Origin of the sequence: Burkholderia sp. AU45274 (assembly GCF_030482505.1) — a bacterium.
In the GTDB taxonomy this organism is placed as follows: domain Bacteria; phylum Pseudomonadota; class Gammaproteobacteria; order Burkholderiales; family Burkholderiaceae; genus Burkholderia.
In genome coordinates this window covers 446,368-465,789 of the sequence record NZ_JAUJQE010000003.1, presented here as the reverse complement: position 1 = coordinate 465,789, position 19,422 = coordinate 446,368, and the positions used below count along the sequence as shown (strand labels likewise).

20 protein-coding genes are annotated in these 19,422 nt (G+C 62.4%); 11 read left to right on the top strand and 9 right to left on the bottom strand.

Annotation, left to right across the window (positions count from 1 at the left end; all coding sequences use genetic code 11):
• Position 1: 1 nt before the first annotated feature.
• From QZM35_RS14930 to QZM35_RS14915, 4 genes are all read left to right on the top strand, one after another.
• Entirely contained in the window at positions 2 to 463 is a 462-nt protein-coding gene (locus QZM35_RS14930; protein WP_039347828.1) for a MaoC family dehydratase, read from the top strand.
• Complete coding sequence (locus QZM35_RS14925; RefSeq protein ID WP_089433830.1) at positions 460 to 1,674, top strand: CaiB/BaiF CoA-transferase family protein; 1,215 nt, start codon at positions 460 to 462, stop codon at positions 1,672 to 1,674. The genes QZM35_RS14930 and QZM35_RS14925 overlap by 4 nt, the downstream gene beginning before the upstream one ends.
• Before the next feature lie 7 nt (positions 1,675 to 1,681).
• Entirely contained in the window at positions 1,682 to 2,521 is an 840-nt protein-coding gene (aroE, locus tag QZM35_RS14920) for a shikimate dehydrogenase (protein ID WP_089429846.1), read from the top strand.
• 221 nt (positions 2,522 to 2,742) lie between these two features.
• The gene (locus tag QZM35_RS14915; protein WP_089429845.1) at positions 2,743 to 3,075 is read left to right on the top strand and encodes a cupin domain-containing protein; all 333 of its coding nucleotides are present in this window, start codon (positions 2,743 to 2,745) and stop codon (positions 3,073 to 3,075) included.
• Between the two features lie 161 nt (positions 3,076 to 3,236).
• Here the strand turns inward: QZM35_RS14915 and QZM35_RS14910 are convergent, their stop codons facing one another.
• A complete protein-coding gene (locus QZM35_RS14910) occupies positions 3,237 to 3,536 on the bottom strand; it encodes an H-NS family nucleoid-associated regulatory protein (protein ID WP_011350136.1) in 300 nt (99 codons plus the stop codon).
• Between the two features lie 282 nt (positions 3,537 to 3,818).
• On the opposite strand from QZM35_RS14910, the gene QZM35_RS14905 reads away from it, so the two are divergent.
• Positions 3,819 to 4,307 carry a RidA family protein gene (locus tag QZM35_RS14905; protein ID WP_301776239.1) on the top strand — a complete coding sequence of 163 codons (489 nt, stop codon included), beginning with the start codon at positions 3,819 to 3,821 and terminating at the stop codon, positions 4,305 to 4,307.
• A gap of 115 nt (positions 4,308 to 4,422) precedes the next feature.
• Here QZM35_RS14905 and QZM35_RS14900 read toward each other — a convergent pair whose 3' ends face one another.
• The gene (locus tag QZM35_RS14900; protein ID WP_301776238.1) at positions 4,423 to 4,644 is read right to left on the bottom strand and encodes a hypothetical protein; all 222 of its coding nucleotides are present in this window, start codon (positions 4,642 to 4,644) and stop codon (positions 4,423 to 4,425) included.
• 412 nt (positions 4,645 to 5,056) lie between these two features.
• Between QZM35_RS14900 and QZM35_RS14895 the strand changes: the two genes are divergently transcribed.
• On the top strand, positions 5,057 to 5,308 hold the full coding sequence (locus tag QZM35_RS14895; RefSeq protein ID WP_089433827.1) for a hypothetical protein: 252 nt from the start codon (positions 5,057 to 5,059) through the stop codon (positions 5,306 to 5,308).
• A gap of 63 nt (positions 5,309 to 5,371) precedes the next feature.
• Here the strand turns inward: QZM35_RS14895 and QZM35_RS14890 are convergent, their stop codons facing one another.
• On the bottom strand, positions 5,372 to 6,547 hold the full coding sequence (locus tag QZM35_RS14890; protein WP_301776237.1) for a histidinol-phosphate transaminase: 1,176 nt from the start codon (positions 6,545 to 6,547) through the stop codon (positions 5,372 to 5,374).
• Between the two features lie 347 nt (positions 6,548 to 6,894).
• Here QZM35_RS14890 and QZM35_RS14885 point away from each other — a divergent pair, with 347 nt between their 5' ends.
• Together QZM35_RS14885 and QZM35_RS14880 are read left to right on the top strand one after the other, a co-directional pair.
• A complete protein-coding gene (locus QZM35_RS14885) occupies positions 6,895 to 7,980 on the top strand; it encodes a helix-turn-helix transcriptional regulator (RefSeq protein ID WP_301776236.1) in 1,086 nt (361 codons plus the stop codon).
• Positions 7,981 to 8,242: 262 nt separating this feature from the next.
• Complete coding sequence (locus tag QZM35_RS14880) at positions 8,243 to 8,641, top strand: hypothetical protein (protein ID WP_143329933.1); 399 nt, start codon at positions 8,243 to 8,245, stop codon at positions 8,639 to 8,641.
• A gap of 117 nt (positions 8,642 to 8,758) precedes the next feature.
• Here the strand turns inward: QZM35_RS14880 and QZM35_RS14875 are convergent, their stop codons facing one another.
• The 3 genes from QZM35_RS14875 to QZM35_RS14865 form a co-directional block, all read right to left on the bottom strand.
• Positions 8,759 to 9,337, bottom strand: a complete 579-nt coding sequence (locus QZM35_RS14875) for a DUF4337 domain-containing protein (protein WP_089433823.1) — start codon at positions 9,335 to 9,337, stop codon at positions 8,759 to 8,761.
• A gap of 431 nt (positions 9,338 to 9,768) precedes the next feature.
• The gene (locus QZM35_RS14870) at positions 9,769 to 11,106 is read right to left on the bottom strand and encodes an McrC family protein (RefSeq protein WP_301776235.1); all 1,338 of its coding nucleotides are present in this window, start codon (positions 11,104 to 11,106) and stop codon (positions 9,769 to 9,771) included.
• Positions 11,103 to 13,172 carry an AAA family ATPase gene (locus QZM35_RS14865; RefSeq protein WP_367620785.1) on the bottom strand — a complete coding sequence of 690 codons (2,070 nt, stop codon included), beginning with the start codon at positions 13,170 to 13,172 and terminating at the stop codon, positions 11,103 to 11,105. Before QZM35_RS14865 ends, QZM35_RS14870 begins: the two co-directional genes overlap by 4 nt.
• 937 nt (positions 13,173 to 14,109) lie before the next feature.
• Here QZM35_RS14865 and QZM35_RS14860 point away from each other — a divergent pair.
• From QZM35_RS14860 to QZM35_RS14850, 3 genes are read left to right on the top strand one after another with little or no spacing between them, the layout of a single operon-like run.
• Complete coding sequence (locus QZM35_RS14860) at positions 14,110 to 15,096, top strand: TRAP transporter substrate-binding protein (protein ID WP_089429836.1); 987 nt, start codon at positions 14,110 to 14,112, stop codon at positions 15,094 to 15,096.
• Positions 15,093 to 15,668 (top strand): TRAP transporter small permease, encoded by a 576-nt coding sequence (locus tag QZM35_RS14855; RefSeq protein ID WP_089429835.1) that lies wholly within the window; start codon positions 15,093 to 15,095, stop codon positions 15,666 to 15,668. The genes QZM35_RS14860 and QZM35_RS14855 overlap by 4 nt, the downstream gene beginning before the upstream one ends.
• 4 nt (positions 15,669 to 15,672) lie before the next feature.
• Complete coding sequence (locus QZM35_RS14850) at positions 15,673 to 17,025, top strand: TRAP transporter large permease (RefSeq protein ID WP_089429834.1); 1,353 nt, start codon at positions 15,673 to 15,675, stop codon at positions 17,023 to 17,025.
• A gap of 108 nt (positions 17,026 to 17,133) precedes the next feature.
• On the opposite strand, the gene QZM35_RS14845 is transcribed toward QZM35_RS14850, so the two are convergent.
• The 3 genes from QZM35_RS14845 to QZM35_RS14835 are packed head-to-tail and all read right to left on the bottom strand — an operon-like array spanning position 17,134 to position 19,372.
• Entirely contained in the window at positions 17,134 to 17,376 is a 243-nt protein-coding gene (locus QZM35_RS14845; protein WP_089429833.1) for a hypothetical protein, read from the bottom strand.
• Between the two features lie 32 nt (positions 17,377 to 17,408).
• Positions 17,409 to 18,827, bottom strand: a complete 1,419-nt coding sequence (locus QZM35_RS14840; RefSeq protein WP_301776234.1) for an FAD-binding oxidoreductase — start codon at positions 18,825 to 18,827, stop codon at positions 17,409 to 17,411.
• Between the two features lie 2 nt (positions 18,828 to 18,829).
• Positions 18,830 to 19,372, bottom strand: coding sequence for a hypothetical protein (locus QZM35_RS14835; protein ID WP_059590725.1), 543 nt, complete (start codon positions 19,370 to 19,372; stop codon positions 18,830 to 18,832).
• Between the last annotated feature and the right edge of the window lie 50 nt (positions 19,373 to 19,422).

Genomic DNA, 19,422 nt, shown 5'->3' with positions numbered 1-19,422 from the left:
CATGACCATCGTCGAAAAATACTGGGACGACGCACGCGAAGGCGACGAATGCGTGAGCCCGAGCTACACCGTCACGAAGGAACGCATTCTCGCGTACGCGGATCTCACCGGCGATCACACACCGGTGCACGTCGATGAAGCGTATGCGAACGCGAGCCACTTTGGCTGCCTCGTTGCGCATGGATTGTTTGGTCTTTCGATTGCCGATGGCCTGAAGACCCGCAGCGATTATCGCTTTGTGCCGGGCATGTCGCTGGGCTGGAGCTGGGACTTCGTTCTGCCGATCAAGGTCGATGACGTGCTGCATGTGAAGTTTCGCATCGGCGCGATGCGCCCGAGCAAGAGCCGCCCGGATTGGGGCATCGTGACGCTTCCTTCGGAGCTGATCAATCAGCACGGCGAAGTGGTGCAGCGAGGTGAGCATCGTCTGATGGTGCCGCGCCGGCCGGGAGCTGAACGATGAAACAGGCGCGTCCACTGGAAGGGATTCGTGTCGTCGACTACAGCCACTTTCTCGCGGGTCCGTACGTGGGGCGTTGCCTCGCGGCGCTGGGTGCGGAAGTGATCAAGGTCGAGCGACCCGGCAGCGGCGATGCGGGACGCCAGCACGCGACCGTGCTTGACGCTCGCTCGAGCGGCTATTTTCTGCAGCTCAATATGGGCAAGCGCGGCGTCAGCGTGAACATGAAGGACCCGCGCGGAAAGGCCTTCATGGAGCGGCTCTGCGATTCGGCCGACGTATTCGTGGAGAATTACCGGCCCGGCGCGCTCGACAAACTTGGGCTCGGCTACGAAGCGCTTTCCGCGCGCAATCCAGGGCTGGTCTACTGCTCCATTTCCGCGTATGGCCACACGGGGCCGGACGCCCATCGCGCGGGTTTCGGACTGATCGCCGAGGCCAAGAGCGGCATCATGCAGATGGTCGGCACGCCCGGCGACCGCCCACCGCTGCTGCGTATTTCGCTCGGGGACATGTACACGGGCATTCACGCGGTCGCGGCCATCAATGCGGCACTGCTCGGCCGCGTGAAAAGCGGGCGAGGGCAGCACATCGACATGGCGCTTTACGACACGCTCGTCTCGATGCACGAATATGCGGTCCAGTGCTACACGCTTGCCGATGTGCTGCCCGAACAGACCGGGCACGACATGCCCGGCTCGACGCTTTATGGTGTGTTTCGCGCGACCGATGGCGATCTCGTGATCGCCGCGCAGGTGGACGATGCGTGGAAGCGCTTCGCGTCGCTGATCGAAGCGAGCGGCGGGCCGCGCGGCTTTGGCACCGACGAGCGGTTTCACCATAGCGTGGGTCGCAATACGCATCGGCTGGACATTCTCGGCGTGGTCGAGCCGTGGGTCGCCGCGCGCACGGTGACGCAGATTCTCGAACTGCTCGACGGCATCGATGTGCCTTGCGCGAAGGTGCAACGCATCGACGAAGTGATCGCCGATCCGCAAATCCAGGCACGCGGCATGATCGTCGAACAGGAGCATCCGCGTTACGGCACGCTGCGCCTGCCGAATCTGCCGTTCCGGTTTTCCGGATGCGATACCACGATCCGAGAGGTTGCCCCGGATCTGGGGCAGCACAATGCCGAAGTCGCGCAATCGCTGGGTTTCACGCCCGCCGAGATCGATGCGATGCAAACCGATGGCGTGCTGTTCGACAAGTGAGGCGACGATGAGCGATACCTATGCGGTGATCGGCAATCCGATCGGCCATACGAAATCCCCGCTGATTCATGGGCTTTTCGCCGAAGCGACGCAGCAGGCGATGCACTACACGGCCATCGAGGGGCCGTGCGAACCGGATGACGCGTTCGCGGCAACGGTGCGGAAATTTATCGCGGCGGGCGGCAAGGGCATGAACATCACGGCGCCGTTCAAGCTTGCGGCATTCGACATGGCCGATGAGCGCAGCGAGCGCGCGACGCTTGCAGGCGCGGCGAACGCGTTCAAGTTCGACGGCGGTCGGATTCTCGCAGACAACTTCGACGGCATCGGCCTGCTGCGTGATATCGAGGTGAATCTTCACACGCCGTTCGCGGGCAAGCGTGTGTTGCTGCTGGGTGCCGGCGGCGCGGCCCGCGGCGCGTTGCTTCCCTTCCTGGGCGCGCGCCCCGCACAACTGGTGGTGGCGAATCGTCATGTCGAGAAAGCGCAAGCGCTGGCATCGCAATTGGCTTCGTATGGCCCGATAACGGCATGCGCTTACGGGGAACTCGAGCGTATGGGGCGCTTCGATCTGGTGGTCAACGCGACGTCCGCGAGTCTGACAGGCGATTTGCCGCCCGTGCCGCCCGGCGTGTTCAGCCCGCATGGCACAGCCTATGAACTGGCCTATGGCAAGCACCTCACGCCGTTCTTGCGACTCGCGCGCAATGCAGGGGTCGCCGGTGTAGCGGATGGCGTTGGCATGCTGGTGGAGCAGGCGGCGGAAGCCTTTGCGTGGTGGCGCGGCGTGCGCCCCGAGACGCAAGCGGTGATCGACCTGCTTACCGTTCCGCTGGATCGAGTGTGAACGTCCGCGAGCGATACGGGACTTCGATACATCCGCTGAGCGCGTTCATCAATTCGATGTATCGACGGGTTGAATCCGCGGCCGGTTTCAGGCATGTGGAACGCTATGATGCTGTTTCCGATGAAACGAGTCAGTGTCAATGGTGATCGTTAGACTGAGGTGAAAGTCTGCGTCACTCAACGCACGATTCTTTCCCCGACGATCATCGACGAGGCCGCCCCATGCAACTTCAAACCGGCAATCTTTTCACCACCGATGGCGAGCGCGGTAAAGATGAACAAATCGACCGCCTCGTCACCGGGCAGCGTCTGAACGTAGAGCGAATCGTGTCGATGGGGCACGCGAGCCCCGATGGCTTTTGGTATGACGACTCGCGCGCCGAATGGGTCGTGTTGCTGTCGGGCGCCGCCGTACTCGAATTCGAAGAAGGTCCGACGCGCCATGAAATGCATCCCGGCGACTACGTGCTGATCGAGCCGCATTGCCGTCATCGCGTCGCGTGGACGCACGAAGCAACACAATCCGTCTGGCTTGCGATTTATTACGAACGTTGAATCAGGAAATATTGGGCAGCATGAAATCCGGCGCGTAGCGTGCAACCACGCGCCGGATGGCGCAAATCGTCACCACACCGGAGCAGCCTTTAAATACCGCCGGTATCGATGCCCAAATAGCAGGGCGGCGCGCTAGCGCGCGCCGGTGCGCGTCGAGAATCTTATTCCTGGATCAGGAATCGATTGCGATTCTTCGCGTCCTTGATCCATGCGGGCGCGCGACCGCGGCCCGACCAGGTTGCCCCGGTCTTCGGGTCGCGATACTTTGCCTGCACGGGGGCGGCCGCTTGCTTGGCCGGTCGACCACGACGCGTACCGAAAATGTCTTTCTCGGTAATGCCGAATTCCGCAACTTTGGTGCGGATGTCGTCGACGATCGCCTGGAATTCCGCGGCACGTGCAGCTTCGGCTTTCTCGGCCAAAGCTTCCATTTGGGCTTTCAGTTCCTTGTACGTTGCCATGTATCACTCTTCAGGTTGAGTACACATATGATAGCGGTTTCAGCAGAAAGTTTTGAGGAAATTCTCTTCGACTACGAGATTTGTCATCGATAAAGCAATGCAGGACTGCTTCGAACACCTGAAAAGTGTGTCATGTTTGAGAAAACGTAGAGGATTACCCGGAAACTTTTTAACGGCGGCGGCACGTCGCTTTGATCGGTCGCAGCGGGATTTTTTCGTCGAGACATCCGCGCGAGACTTAATTATTCTTTACATTTTTCTGAAGTATCGGGGGATTCACCAATGAACAGAGACGATAAGCTGACGCAGGTCGCGGCCGAATTCGGCTTCAATCCGGACGAGGAAATCAGGATCGGCGGAAAGTACACGCCCATTCTGATCGACGGGAACACGGCCTACATTGCCGGCCAGATTCCGCGAATCGGCGACGTGGTGCATTTCGTGGGCGTAGTGGGGGAATCCGTTTCGCTCGACGAAGGTCGCCGGGCCGCCGGCGTATCGGTGCTGCGTGCGCTGTCGCTGATCAGGAAGCACCGCGGCACACTCGACGCGATCGCGACTGTGCCGCGCATCACCGTGTATGTGCGAAGCGCACCCGGCTTCACGATGCAAAGCGAAGTCGCCGACGGCGCATCCGACATGCTGTACGCGGTGCTTGGCGATGCAGGCGTTCATACGCGGACGTCGGTCGGCGTGCTGCAATTGCCCAAAGGGGCGTCGGTGGAAGTCGATTTCATTTTCGGGCTGAAGCAGGGCGATGTCGGTATCTGACTTCAGCGGATCCTGTCTCGCGAGTGTGTAGTTGCGCGAAACATTCCTATAGCCGATGCACGACGCGCCTGCTGGTGAAAGCACGCGCTAGCAATACGGAAAGCAAAGCCAGCAATTACCACCAAAGGACTTCGACAGCCTGCTCGCCGATGAGGATCTTGCGAAGCGTCAGGCGGCGTTCGATATCTGCGATTTGAAGGTGCGCGGCGAATTGGGCGAATGGGCTGTGTTGTCGCTCGCCCGTTGTCCAGGCAATCTCGCGCGCCGATTTGTTGAGCAGGGCGCGCAGGTCGCCCGCGGTCCACGGCGCAGCGCTACTCGCGTGCACACTGTACATGCTCGCCTCGTGCCTACCGGTCAGCCATACGCCCGACGCGCGTCGTCGAGATAGTCAACTGATCGGGGTTTTGTCTTCGGCCGACAACCGTATGCCTTCCGCGCACCGCCCGACGACCTGAAAATTCCGGAAACACCGCCCCGCCAATATCGCCCCGCATCCCCACTTTGGGAGATGCCATCGGCCAACAGTCAGCCTACGATTGACCGCAGGGCATCGGGGCCGGAAGTCGTCGGAACAATCGGACAGGCTCCCCATTCCGTATCGAAATCAGCAAATGCCCACGCGGTTTACTGACACAGCTTCTGCTTACGATGGCGACTGACGTGTGCGGTGAATGCCTTACACCGCAACACGATGGCGCGTTGATGACGGAAGGCCTGCTGTCGTATTTCGGGGAATTTCAATCAATATGCTGGCACGAGACTTTGCAGAACGAGAGCTCTCACACATTCAGCGAATGGTGGCTCTCCTGGACAGCGAGACGAGCGCTGACGATGTGTCGATGTCGGGTGCGGGGCGCGTGCGGCATCCCAGCTACTGGCGCGGGCGAATCGAGGAGCTGCTGTCGGCGCCCGATGTGCCGCGCCACGTCAGAAAGCTCAGCGAAGCGGTGCTCGCGAAGATCCACACGATGGAAATGCGGTTCGCGACGATGAAGTAAGTACATCGTCGGATACGGCCCACGCATGGGCCTCATCGCGTCGTCGACCGGATGGCCGGTCGCTTATTCGGGTGCCATCACGTCAAGCAGTGCCGCACGAAACGCGGCCATCTCCGCGCCGGTGCCGATCGACACGCGAAGATACGTCGGCGGCCCGGACTCCCGAATCAGGACCCCGTGACGCAGGAGGCCGCTCCAGATCCGGTGCCGATCCGCAAACTTGCCGAACATCACGAAGTTGGCATCGGAATCGGCGACCGTGAGGCCCAGGCCACGCAGCCAGTCGACGGTCGAATCGCGCTCGGCCTTGATCGCCTCCACTTGCGACAGCATCTCGTCACGCGCGACCAGCGCCGCACAGGCCGTCGCCTGAGTGAAGGCGGACAGGTGGTAGGGCAATCGAACCCGCTTCAGCCCTTCGACGATCGCAGGCGCACACGCGCAATACCCGACGCGGCCGCCCGCGAACTTGAACGCCTTGCTCAGCGTGCGGGTGACGATGAGCCGGGGATGCTCCGGCAGCAGCGTCACCGCGCTGGGGACGCCGTGACGCCGGAATTCCGCATAGGCCTCGTCGACGACCACCACGCCCGGCGCGACGTCGAGTATCGCGCGGATATCGTCGACCGGCAGCGCGGTGCCGGTTGGGTTGTTCGGCGACGTCAGCAGGATGACGCTCGGCTGGTGCTCGCGGATGCTGTCGAGGGCCTGATCCAGATCCAGCGCGAAATCCCGGGTGCGCGGCAACGTATGCAGGCGCGTGAAAGTCGTGCGGCAGTATTCGTCATACATGGGATACGCGGGCGTAAAGGCCAGCGCCGATCGCCCGGGGCCGCCGAATGCCTGCAGGATCTGCTGGATCACTTCATTCGAGCCGTTGGCTGCCCAGACGCTCGATGCGTCGACCGTCACGCCGGTGTCGTGCGTCAGATACGCCGCCAGATGCGCGCGCAGCTCGGCGAAGTCGCGGTCGGGATAGCGGTTCGCCGCGCGCGCGGCGTCGGCCACCGCGGTGGCGATGCGCGCGACGAGCGCGGGCGACGGCGGATAGGGGTTCTCGTTGACGTTCAGGCAGACCGGCACATCGAGCTGCGGCGCCCCGTACGCGTGCCGCAACTTGAGATCCTCGCGGAGCGGTAAATCCGACAAGGCGATGTCTTTCCAGGGCTGTTGCATTGAAAACACTCCATACGGGTTCGATTGATCGGCGCAGTCCGCTTTCAAGGCGGCAAAAAACAAAAAAGGCGCCGGAGGCGCCTTGGTTGTCGTCTTGATCGGGCATTCACCCGATGCAATTGCTAGATGCGAAACGAGCCACGGCGCAACAGCGGGCGTCCGTGGTGATGGTGCAGCGAGAGCGTGGTGTTTCGAATCGTCATGCGCTGCATCATGGCATACCGTGATCCGGATGAAAAGCCGGCGACACCGTGCGGGCCGGAATAACGGCCATTACGTCTGACGATAAGCGGTAACAAACGTGGTATTTCGATCAAACGCGAACGAGTGATTTAAACGTGGGCGCCGATTGACTAAGATGCGCAGAAGACGTTCGACAAAAACGCACGGCGCGGGGTGGCCAGATGCAAATGAACGGGTTGATTCCATCCGCATGGATCGATGACGTCTACGCTGCGGCGCTGGGCGATCAACGATGGGAAACGGTGCTGGACGGGCTGCGATCGTGCGTCGGTGTGCGCATGGTCACGCTGCTGTCATTCGACGACGCGGCGCGGGTGCCGGCGATCGAGCAGGCGGCGGGCGACGACGCGTCATGGGTCGCCGCGTGTTACCACACCTACAACACCGAGTTCTATCGGTACGACCCGGTCGTGCCGGTCGCCGCCGACTGGCCGGCGGGGCGCTGGTTCGAGGACGTCAAGCACCTGTCCGCGCACCAGCGCACGCACAGCGCGTTCTATCAGGAATTCCTTCACCCTTTCGGGCTCGGCAGCATTTCGGGCCTGTACATCCATCGCAGCGAGGGCTCGGGCGCATTCCTCAGCGTCCAGGGCGGCCTCGAATCGCAGGGGCTGTCCGACGATCAGCGCCACGCGATCGAAAACATGGGGATGCACATTAGCCGGGCGCTGCAGATCCAGGCGCGGATCGGCGAGCTCGAGGCGCGCGTGGCCGCCGCCGAATCGGCGCTCGATGCGCTGCCGGTGCCCGTCTTCCTGCTCGGCGCGCAGCGTGAGCTGCGCTACACGAATCGCGCGGCCGATCAGCTGATCGCGGCGGAACCGGCGCTGCGGGTCGTGAACGGGCGATTCGCGCCGGAAGGCTGTGTCGACGATGCGCAATGGCGGCACGCGTACGCGCGCGGCGGGCTGTTGTTACGGCGCACAACGGGTGAACCGTTGCCGCTGGCGCTGATGCCGGTGCCCGAGCAATCGCGCCTGATGCGCGAGCGGCCGGGCGTCGCGACGCTGATGACGGCCGCCGATCTGCGTTCGCCGTCGGCCCGCGCGCAGCGGCTGCGCGTGTTCTATGGGCTGTCGTCGGCCGAGGCTGATCTTGCCGTGCTGCTGTGTTGCGACGGGTTGTCGCCGCAGGAATGCGCCGGGTTGCGCGGTGTGTCGATCGGCACGATCCGCACGCAGATCAAGTCGATCTATGCGAAGACGGCGGTGGGGCGGGCGGCGCAGCTTACGTCGTTGGTTATGCAGACGTGAGGGGGCGGGGTGGGTGTAGGGAGTAAGGGTATCGGCAACTGCTTGCGCAGAAAGTAAGTGACTTACGGCCAGTCGCGCCACCGATTCTGCGGTGGTGTGTCGGAGTTCGTGCGATTGTTTTTTTTGCGGCGTCAACGTAGCGGCATTTCGTTGTACGCGGTTGACTGCAGCTTGCCGATAGCCGCCGCTCACCCTCAAACTTACAGCATCGGACATTGGGTCCCGTCGATAATTTGCCGTTCTCACTAGGTGGTCAGCCCCTATGAATAGCACAATCGTCAACGAGGTCATTAGGCTTGGTGGAGATCCCACCAACGAGATTTGGCGTTGGCTGGCGGCACGTGGTCCGCACGGAAACTCATTCACCTGGGGACAGACACGACAAGAACCGCCGGGGTACGTGGGCGTGGATCACCTGCGGAAAATTGTTGAAGAATTCTCCCGAACCATCCCGGATTTCAGCGAGAAAGCGTGTGCTGTAGTGCGGGCGGCGTTGGCATCCGAGCAGCCCGATTTGGTCAGGCGCGCCGTTCAAATTGCGGCGGTAATCGGCGGCCCAAGCGAGTTGCATGTAATCCGGCAACTTGTTGCCAGCGCACACAGTGAGGTCGCCGCTGACGCCAGAGCCTGCGTTTTTTATCTCACGAAGGTCAAAGCTTAACAGCGCCTGTCTGCCGTTTCGGTTGACGAAAGTTGACTGTCGGCGGTGACTGGCGGCGATCTGAAACTGTCTGGCGAACGCCAGAAACTGGCCGACAAGCGCCCGCTCGTCGTGCCGCTACACACCAAAGAGCGCCAGCCCAGCCAGTACGACGCCGATCGCGGCAGCCCCCATCGACAGGTGTTGCATCCATTTCCGCCGCGTGAGAATCGTGATCGCAGCAAGCGCGATCGAGATCTGGATGATGGTAGTGGCCTGCGCCCAACGATGATGTCGGTGTAGCCGCTCCTCGCTTGCAGCATTGCTCTTCACGACTTCTTGCTCGAGCGCTTCGGCGCGCTTGCGGATCGGCTCCTTCTCTTCGCGATACCGCGCCGCGTCTGCTTCGAAACGCTTTCTTTGCGGCGATGCTTCCTGGCTCAATGCCGCACCGAGCTCGGCTAGATTCTGCTTTTCGCCCTTTGCCTGGTAATAGGCCCACAGGTTAGCCGCCTCGGTTTTCTGGATCGCGGCCTCGTTCTTGTGCAGCAACGCGAAATTCTCTTCCGCACCGCTCTGGTATGCGGAAATCGCGCCGACGCAGGCGAGGACAGCAGTCATCACGGCGATGCGCGCCGCTCCGTGGCTTTCTTCATGCGCCGCAGGGTGCTCTACTGCATGATCGTGCGGGCCGTGTACTTCGAAATCTTCTGGCATGACAAGAACGTTCGCATGAGTTGAAGGGCTTGTACGCGGTTCCCGCGCACGTGAGGAGCGTGCAGCAAAAGGGGTAGCACTATCGCTCGGTCGCAGCTCAGTTGAGGCAGTCCGTTCGTGCGAAAGTGTGAACGAACGGACAATGGTCTGCGGAACCTCACGCGGTTTGAACGCCGACTCCGGCCAAAAGGGCTACGGTTCGACATTGTGCATGAATTGCCACTTCCCCAGGATGAGTCGACAGCAGTTGATCCGTTGCCGTCCTTCATGTCAGCACTCCAGGAACGGCTGTTCTCTAGCGCATTAAGGTCATCCAAGACTACTTCGCTACTGCTACTAGCGTGTTCCGCATGTGACGTTTTCCGTACGGCGGAGGACGCGGGAGGTAAAGGAAACCCAGAAGGTGACGGTCTGACTTCGCGTGTATCGAATCACCGGTAAGCAGCCTCCTCGGGTGGATAGGCTCGCAAATCTAAATAACTGGAGGGAAATTCAGAGTCCGGCGCAAACCAAGTCAGGCCATGCAGTGTTGCAGTGTCTAGGTCAAACGGCAATACTTGCAAGCGCAAATCGGGAGTGAAATAGAATGGCTTCAGCGCCGCCTCGAACTGCTGCGTGCGCGGATGGATCAAAATCAATTCGCCAACGCCACCGAGATACTTCTGGCCGTAGGCATAGAGTTGATAGAAATCTGTCTGTTTAAGCCCGTAGTTGTTGGTACGGTCCGCTCCGTCAATCAGTTTCCACTTGGCGTCGAGGATTCTCGGAGCTTCTGGGCCCTCGATCAAAAAATCCGGCTCGAGTTTGAAGATGCCAGTGCCGTCATGGTTGCAGAGCCAATGTCGCGAACCTTGCTCCGTCAGTCGGTAATGAACAGGTAGAAGTATGCGTAACGCGCGGCCTACGTAACGCTCGAAAAGCCTCTCCATGGGGAACAGCAGACTGATCCCTTGCGTCTCACCGGCTAGCGCCAGCGGCACTTGGTCGCCCAACACGATCTGACACCAGGGCCTGGCCTGGACGTAATGCGCCATCAGGCGGTCCTTGCGCCACGCCTGGAAATCCGCCGACGCGTTTCGACTGGCAGGGACCTCGTGAAGGATGTGCAGCAATTCATTGGCAACGCGCCAGTTATCGGCATCCCGGGTGCTTTTGCTCACGCGTAGCAACCCGGACTTGAGTAGCCTGTTCTCGGCACGGTCTGGCGAGAACACGTCATACCGGATGTTCAGCAGATCGGCGTGAGCAGGCGACGCACGCATTTGCTTCGCGATATTCAGTTGGCCGCGCAAATAGCGCTGTTCTTCTTCGATACGAAGATAATCGTATCTCATGCCTCGTTTGATCACATGCTCGAGTGCCTGTAGAAACCGTCGCATCACCCACTCGGTGATGGGGTGATCAAAGCATTGAAGGGTAGCCTCGTCGCCTTCGCGCGGCGTAATTTCCATTGCCACTTCAAGCATGCGGCGCAGTAACGCTCGGGCCTGTTCGACAGTCTGGTTGTCGGCGCGGCTTACATGCTTGGGCAGGATCTCGAGACGCAGGCCGCCAGGCGATTCGAGTACGCCGACATAATTGTCCAAACGTAGCCACCGCTGGCTTTCGACATGCAGAACCTGCGCGCCGGTTCTCCCGCGCATACGTGCCGAAATCTCGCATAGCCATTCGAAGTCGGCGTTCGTAACTTGCGCCTGATCTAGCGACGTGGGCACAGCGCCCGTCGTTAAACGAGCGAATTCACGGACAGTCAGCGTGCGAGCGCTCATGCTTCGGTCGACAGGATGCCCACATAGCTTTCAACGTTATCGAAGGCTTTTGTGTTCACTTCCCAGCGTTTTTCGCGCAACATGCCGACCAGCTCCGCACCAAAGAGTTGTGCGAGAGGCGCGCCGCGCTGTCGGATAAAGCGCAATTCATCAGCCTTGCGATGATCGTTCAACACCCAGATGATTCGCTCCCAGTCCTCGAAGAAATATTCCTGAAGCAGCGGAAATACCTGATGTCTGAAGATTCGAGCCAGCGTCTCCAGTGTGTTGCCACCTTCGGCGGCCAGTGGCATGAAGTACGCGTGGCCCAGCATGTGGTCGCGATCAAGTAATAGCTCAATGCGCTCATTCATGACTGCAAGCATTCGGCCGATGTTGACGCCGGCAACGTCTACGTCATCCAGAAAATCTGGCCGGGGCGCCATTTCCCTGAAAGTGAAGCGTCGACGCAAAGCGATATCCAGACCCGTTAGGGAGCGGTCAGCCGTGTTCATCGTACCGAGCAGATGGACATTGTCCGGCACCGTGAATGGCGTCTGCGAATACGGCAACGTAACCGTCAACGCTTCTGGATTGCCAGCCCGCTTGCTGGGCTCGATGAGCGTAATCAGTTCGCCAAAGATACGCGACACATTTCCCCGATTAATCTCGTCAATGATCAACACATAAGGCGTCGCGTCGACTCCAGTCGGTGGCGGCGCCGGTGCCAGCAAGGCGTCGAGTTTCGTCATGTCGATTGAGCCGTCACGCAGTTCATAAAGCGTCATTTGGCTGAAGCGATTGTTCATCAATTCACCGAAGGCCAGGGACGGCTCATAGGACCGTAGCCAACGTACAGCACGGCTCTGCCTGTAATCGTCGCCTTCCTCCCGTTCGATATGTCGGTAGGGTCCCGTGATCTCGCCAAGTGCCCGGAACTTCAGATTTCCGTCTGTAACGACGAGCAGGTCGCCCGTCTTCATCACGTTTATGAAGATGTTAACCGCCGTTGCGGCGTAGTCATTGACATCGGGTTGATGCCCGTGTTCGCGCATCCGTGCAGAGACGTCAGCTCGTGAGGCGCAGCCGGTATAGTCGAGCGCGTAACCATAGCCCAGCAGCGCCATCCCTTGCCTGATGCAGTCATCGTAGACGTATGCGTCGTCTCCTTCAGCCGCGCCCAGAGACATCTTCCAGATGCGGCGTCCGGAGAGTTTGATGGGCGACTCGGTCTCAACGGATGTGTTGGTTGCGGCGGCCCCCCGTGCCCGATCACACAGCGCCTTGAACACCCCGTCAACGACTTGATAGCTGATTTGTCCGTTGCTGTGGCTGACCGCACGTATTCCCTCCACGAAGTCCTCGTAGCTGAAGCTTTGGTGGAAGGTGACGAAGCGCACGCGCCCGGCCTGAGCCAATTCGTCGAATCTTGTCTTCAACGCAGAACGTCGATTTAGATTGTCAGCCGCAGCATTGCCGACAGGCTCTGGATATTGCGCCAGCAACTCGGGATCCAAGATGCGCAATGTTTCGTCAATGGTGGCATACGTCTTGCCGGTTCCCGGGGGGCCGTACAGAATGGTGTTCATCAGGCGGGCATCTGGATGCATGCCGCGTGGCGTCCGCTCGATTGGATCGGATTCGTCCGGGTCAATGTCAGGGGACGCTGAAGTGCCGTAGTCCGACGGACGGTAGCCTTCCCCTATCAAGTCGCTCGCGTAGGGGGCGATGCGCGGCACCCACTCGTCGAGCCAACGATTCATGGCGGTCGAATCAGGATGCGTCACAGGCGACATCGCCGGACGGTTCGCCAAACCCTTGCAGAGCCACTTGGCAAGCTCACAGGCAGGTCGTCCTGCCCTCAGCCGAATTCGAAAACTGACACGCCACGCTGAATGGCCGAGCTTGCGTCGCCCGAATCGCAAGTCGGTGTACTGATAGTTTGGCCCACCTGTCGTCCATTGATCGGCATCGGGGTAACGTTCGCGTATGCACTCTATCACCCGCCAGGTCCACTCACGATCCGCATCCGATTTGAATGAGGCGAAGAGGTCCTCACCATCCTTGTTTAGGTAGCTTTTGAGCAATTCCAGTCTCCGGGCAGCCATTGTCGCAATCACTGCGCCAATCATACCGCTCGGCTCAGCGATCGCGTCGCGTCTGTCGATGGCGACCCGATTGGGTGGACGCGGTTGCGCGAAGAACGACGCAAAATTCGTGGGTCCGGCACACCCTCAGCCAGATGACCTGTCAGATTCCATCCTCCAACGAAGGGCCGCTCTCAGTGGTGTCGCCGACGTTCAAATGAGCACGCGATGGGATGGACGAGCGTCTCTTCAGGGCCGGGAGCCGCCGTCGGAGTTCCGAGCCAAGTCGGTTACATCGACTTGGTCGAAAGTCGGAAAAGCATGGTGCCAGCTGTGCGCCCTACGCGAACATGCGTCCTATCAGGTATGAATCCGGGCGTTGACATCACGGGGTGTTGTCGACGATGCGTAGGGCAGTCGCAGTAACTTGGTCACACTGAGTCGCAAAACCGTGGCGCCAGTCGCGAATACTCTGACACCCTACAGCGGGGGGGGGGGGCGTAGGCGGCTGCCCCTGCCCGGATTCCCCGTCGTTCCTTCCGCGGCTGTGTCCGGCCGGCGTATTCATGAGATTGCGCCGACATGCCGGCATCGTGATCAGTCATCCTACGACAGTTGAAAACAAAGCGAAAGTTAGATTTCGGGCAATGGTAAAAACGGTCGGCCGGCTGTCCGGCCTGAACGCAAACCCCTTCCCAGAAAACGTTTCGCACAAATTCATCGAAACAGAGAAAACGATTCCCTGAAACATACCCCAAACCCGCCACAGCAACGGCTCTACGGGTATGCACCAAGTGAGTTAAACGATTAACCGACGTACATTCGCGTCAACACGTCATACGACGTATGACTCTGCGGTCAGCGAGCACGGCGCCAAAGAATGCGCATGCCGGCGGATCGCCGCGCAATAACGAGCACAACCATCAAGGAGACTGAGATGAAGCACCGATTCAACCGCTCCCGTATCGCCCTGGCCGTCGCGCTGATGGCCGGTTTCGCGATGTCCGCCCAGGCACGCGTGTTCCGCTCGGCGGACGTGCACGGCGACAACTTCCCGACCAACATGGCCGTGAAGTTCATGGGCGACGAGCTGTCGAAGCAGACGGGCGGCAAGGATTCGATCAAGGTGTTCGGCAACAGCGCGCTCGGCTCGGAGAAGGACACGGTCGACCAGGTGCGGATCGGCGCGATCGACATGGCGCGCGTGAACGGCGCGTCGTTCAACGAGATCGTGCCGGAATCGCTGATCCCGTCGTTCCCGTTCCTGTTCCGCGACGTCGATCATTTCCGCAAGGCGATGTACGGCCCGGCCGGCCAGAAGATCCTCGACGCGTTCACCGCGAAGGGGATGATCGCGCTGACGTTCTACGAGAGCGGCGCGCGCTCGATCTACGCGAAGCGCCCGGTGCGCTCGCCGGCCGACATGAAAGGGCTGAAGGTGCGCGTGCAACCGTCGGACCTGATGGTCGACGAAATCAAGGCGATGGGCGGCACGCCGACGCCGATGCCGTTCGCCGAGGTGTACACGGGCCTGAAGACGGGTCTCGTCGACGCAGCCGAAAACAACCTGCCGTCGTACGAGGAAACCAAGCACTACGAAGTGGCGCCCGACTACTCGGAGACGCAGCACGCGATGACGCCGGAAGTGCTGGTGTTCTCGAAGAAGGTCTGGGACACGCTGTCGCCGCAGGAGCAGGCGGCGATCAGGAAGGCGGCGGCCGATTCGGTGCCGTACTATCAGAAGCTTTGGACCGCGCGTGAAGCGTCCGCGCAGCAGCTGGTGACGAAGGGTGGCGCGAAGATCCTGCCGGCCGCGCAGATCGACCGCGCGGCGTTCGTGAAGGCGATGCAGCCGCTGTGGACGAAGTATGAGAAGACGCCGCAGATGAAGCAGATCGTCGACGAAATCGAGGCCACCAAGTGACACGTCACACCTCCCTGAACGGCGCGTCGGCTGGGGGTTCGCCCGGCGGCGGCGCGCCGGACGGCACGGCGTCGCCACGCCCGCATGCCGCGCCGCTGTTGCGCTGCGTGAACGACGTGCTGTTCCGCGTGCTGGCCGTGATTGCGTCGGCGTGCCTCGCGGTGCTGACGGTGCTGGTGTTCTATGCGGTCGTGATGCGCTACGTGTTCGAGAACGCGCCGGATTTCGTGGAGCCGATCGCGCTGCTGCTCGTGATCGTGATCGCGATGTTCGGGGCGGCGATGAAGGTGCGCGACGGCGGCCATATCGGCCTCGATTCGCTGGTGCGCCGGCTGTCGCCGAAGGTGCGCACGGTCGTCATCGCGATCCAGCACCTGAGCCTGATCGCGTTCGCGATCATGATCATGATCGGCTGCGGCAGCATGGCCGCCGAGACGATGGGCGACCGCATCCCGATCATCGGGCTGCCCGAAGGCGTGCGCTACCTGATCGCGATGCCCGCGGCGATCGCCATCATCCTCTTCTCGCTCGAGCACCTGCTCGCGCTTCGTCGTTCTTCGCCGGGACAATAACGCCATGGAACTCGCGATCCTGTCCGTCAGTTTTCTGATTTTCCTCGTGCTGGGCGTGCCCGTGTCGTTCGCGCTTGGCATCGCCTGCGTGCTGACCTATCTGGTCGAAGGCTTGCCGATCGCGACCGCGATGCAGGCGATGATCTCGGGAATGAATGCGTTCTCGTTTCTCGCGGTGCCGTTCTTCATCTTCTCCGGCGAACTGATGCTGCATGGCGGCATCGCGGACCGGATCCTGCGCTTCGCGCAGGCGACCGTCGGCCACTTCCGCGGCGGCCTCGGGATGGCGAACGTCGTCGCCTGTACGCTGTTCGGCGGCGTGTCGGGCTCGCCGACCGCCGATACGTCGGCGATGGGCGGCGTGGTGATTCCGCTGATGAAGCGCGAAGGCTACAGCGCCGCGTACGCGGTCAACGTGACGACGCATGCGTCGCTCGCCGGCGCGCTGATGCCGACGTCGACCAACATGATCATCTATGCGTTCGCCGCGCAGGGCATCACCGGGATGCTGCACGGCCAGCCGGTGAGCGGCGTGTCGATCGGCGACCTGCTGTTCTCGGGGCTGCTGCCGGTGTTGTGGGTGATGGGCTTCGTGCTGGCCGCCGCGTACTGGCAGGCCGTGCGTCACGGCTATCCGCGCCGTGAAGACGGTTCGTCCGCGCTGCCCGCGTTCCCCGGCTGGTATGCGGTGCTGCGCAGCTTCGTCGGCGCGGTGCCCGGGCTGATGGTGATCGCGATCATCCTCGTGTGCGTCGCGAAGGGAATTGCAACCGCGACCGAAGCGGCCGCGATCGCCGTCGTGTACTCGCTCGTGCTGACCGCGGTGGTCTACCGGACGCTGACGGCCGAGAAGCTGCGCCGTGCGCTGTCGCATGCGGCACGCACGACGGGCGTCGTGCTGCTGCTGATCGCGGTGTCCAACATGCTGCGCTTCCAGATGTCGTACCTGGAGATTCCGGATGCGATCGAAGGGCTGCTGAAGCAGTCGACCGCCGCGCCGTGGCTGATGCTGCTGTACATCAACATCATCCAGGTGTTCCTCGGCACGTTCGTCGACATGGCCGCGCACATCCTGATCACGACGCCGCTGTTCCTGCCGATCGCGATGGCGTGCGGCGTCGGGCCGGTGCAGTTCGGGATCATGCTGCTGCTGAACTGCTCGCTCGGTCTCGTGCATCCGCCGATCGGCTCGGTGCAGTTCGTCGGCTGCGCGATCGGCAACGTGTCGATCGGCGAGACCACGAAGATGGCGTGGCCGTACTACCTCGCGATCTTCAGTGCGATCAACATCGTCACCTACCTGCCGTTCTTCTCGACCTGGCTGCCGAGCCTGATCAGCGGGCACGCGGTGTTCTGATTTTCGAATCGCGTGCTTCGCCCGACGCGGTGCCGGACGACCGAGGTTGTCCGGCGCCGTGGTCGTTTCTGCGGTGGCCTTTCAAGGCACCGGAGCGCACATCAACGCTCAATCCTGCCGCGCCTCCGGCTCGCCGTTACCGCCCGCCGACCGGTCGTCACGCCAGTCCGCCAACTCGCGCCACAGCGCCGGGCGCGCATGATCGCGCGGCGGCAGCTGGATGACGTACGCCACGCCTCGCACGTTGACCACGACCCCCGAGTCGGGCAGCGTGGCCGGAATGCCGGACAAAGGCGGTTCGTCATCCGGTTCGGAAACGGTACCCGGGCCGGGCGGGTGTCGAAGGACCATGCGAATTCTCCGTGGCGCCGCTTGTCGGCGCATCAATAGCGGACACGCCCGATCAGACCCAGCGGGTCGACGGCGTGCTGGATGGCGGCGGCGACCTGCCGTTGGGCGGCAGGCACATGCTTGCGGTAGTACGCGACGTTGACCGGCCCGACGCCATGCTCGGCGCTGAAGCAGCCGCCCGCCCGCACGACGCGGTCGTACAGCGCGCCACGCAGCGCCACCTGCTGCAGCGGCCCGTAGTGGTCCGCACAGGCGTGCGGGATCGACACGACGAGATGGCAGCCGCCGTCGCCGAAATGCCCGAACGTGTGACAGCGCAGCGACGGATGCGCGGCCGCGATCCACTGCTCGGCGTCGGCGACGAACGCGGCCAGCGCCCCGCGCGGAAACGACACGTCGAACGACAGCGGGATGCCGTCCTGCGCCACCGCGGCCGGCAGTGCGTCGCGAATTCGCCAGAACCGTTCGGCCGGCGCGCAGGCCGCATCGAGCACCACGTGTCCGCCCGCCAGCGTATCGAGCGTCGCAATCGTGCGCTCCTCGAGCAGTGCATCGAGCCCCGGCATCCCGGTCGCGATCTCGACGAGCGCATAGCACGCGGCAGCGTCGGCTTCGAACGGAATACGCGACGCCGGATACGCGTTCGCGACACAGCCGACGGCGGCAGCCGACATGAATTCGAATGCCGACAGCATCTCGCCGAACGCGCGCTCGAACGCGAGCAGGCCGGCGAGCGCCGCGTCGTACGACGCGAACGCGACGAACGCGGCGCACGACGATCGTTCTACAGGCGCGAGCGCGAACGACACGGCCGTCACGAGCCCGTTGGCGCCGTTCGCGCCGATGAAGCACTGCGTGACGTCGAAGCCCGCGTTGCGCTTGCGCAGCGGCGCGAGCGCGTCGATCACGGTGCCCGCCGCGTCGGCGAGCACGACTTCGACGCCGAGCACGTTGCGGCGCACGTCGCCGTACTTGATCAGGCGGCTGCCGCCCGCGTTCGCGCCGACGAGGCCACCGGCCGTGGGATCACTGCCGAGGTCGATCGGCAGGCAGAGGCCGGCTTCGGCCGCCACGCGGTTGATGTCCGACAGCGGCACGCCGGCCTCGACCGTGATGCTGCGATTCGCCGCGTCGAACGCGCGCACCGCGCGCATCCGGTCGAACGACACCACGCATTGCGTACCGCTGCGATCGGGCACGGCGGCGCCGACGAGCCCGGTGCGCGCACCCTGCGCGACCAGCGCGATGCGGTGCGCGACGGCGACTCGGGCGAGCGCGCTCGTGTCGGCGGTCGAGCCCGGCCGTGCGACGCCGAGCGCGATGCCGCCGTGGAGCGTCACATCCGTTACATACGAAGCGCACTCGTCGGAAGATGCCCCGTCGAGCCAGCCGTCACCAAGCGTCGCGGCGAGCGCGTGCCGCTGCGCGGCGCGGTCGGGCAGCGCGCTCATCGTCAGCCGGCCCGCACGAGCTGCTTGCGCAGGCGGCCGCGCACGACGACTAGCGCGATCAGCGGCACGACGCCGCCCCACAGCGGGCTGTGGCGCATCGCGATCGACACCGCGAGCGCGACGACGGTGACCGCGAGCAGCACGATCGACAGCGAACGTGCGCGCGCGTGGTCGACGAACGTGCCGTCGACGAAGCCGCCGTCCGACCACGCGGTATGCACGATGCCGACGACCAGCACGCAGACGAGCATCGCCGCCGGCCCGAGTTCTTCGCCCCACAAACGGCTACCTGTCGGCGACACGAGCGCGAGCACCGCGCCGATCACGAGGAACAGGTCGACGCCGATCGCGATGCTGTTGCGGTCCGCGCGGCGGATCAGCCACGCGCCGTGCACGAGCGCGAGCACGCCGCCGATCAGGAACGCGTGCGTCCAGCGCACGTCCGGTTGCTCGGGGCCGAGCCGGCCGTAGAACAGGAACACGATCGCCGGCAGGAAGTTGCTCGCGTGCAGCAGGTAGTCGGTGATGGGATTGCTCGATTTCATCGGGGGATTCTCCTTCGTCGAAACAGCGAAACAGCGAAACAGCGGGCGAC